Annotated in this window: 1 protein-coding gene and 1 pseudogene; both read right to left on the bottom strand. The window is 46.3% G+C overall.

Annotation, left to right across the window (positions count from 1 at the left end):
• Positions 1-303, bottom strand: a 303-nt coding sequence (locus R7040_RS26375; protein ID WP_318097563.1) for a YqiA/YcfP family alpha/beta fold hydrolase, incomplete at its 3' end; no start/stop codon positions are given.
• 48 nt (positions 304-351) lie between these two features.
• Positions 352-722 (bottom strand): annotated as a pseudogene (locus tag R7040_RS26370) (3',5'-cyclic-AMP phosphodiesterase); the annotation flags it as partial.

The raw sequence follows: 722 nt of genomic DNA, 5'->3' as shown, positions 1-722 counted from the left end.
CTCATAAGGTTTAACTGCAGGGTTCACGACAACCGCTTTAAAACCGTACTTAGCGTTTAACCACGTCGACATGTAACCACCAAGCGAGCTACCCACTAAGCCAATGTTGTAGTCGTCTTTGTATTGCTCAACAATATCCAACAACAATTGAGCCGCTTGTTCAGGAAAGCAAGGCAATTGTGGGACGATGACTTTGATGTCCGGACGATGCTGCGCGCAATATTCTCTCATTAAATTGGCTTTCATTGAGAGCGGTGAGCTGTTGAAACCGTGGATGTACAATAGAAGTGAAGGTTTACTCATAGAAGTCTCGCATGAAAAAGCGAGCCCGAACTTAGAGCTCGGGCATCATTAATATCCGTTGGAAGAGAAATCTGGCTGGAATTGGCCTTCTGGCAAACGGTCGACATGGGTTGTGATGTCGCCGTTGGTGTGCAGTTCTAGCTCACGCCAACCTGGGGATGTGGTATCAAGCGCGAAATCATCGGAATTCGGCTTAAACTGGACACACGTTGATGGTGTTGCCATCACTCGAATACCTTTGTGTATTACGTTCATGTCTTGATGAACATGCCCACACAAAATGCCTTTTACATTGTCTAATCGATCCACAACTTGCCAAAACGCTTCTGCGTCTTTCAACGTATGCTGATCAAGCCAAGCGCTCCCCACCAGCAAAGGATGGTGATGCAATAAAACCAGTGTATGACGCTCAGGAAATT

This window comes from Vibrio sp. 1069, assembly GCF_033340555.1.
Note: the sequence above shows the minus strand (reverse complement) of the source record. Positions and strands in the feature narration are given on the sequence as shown.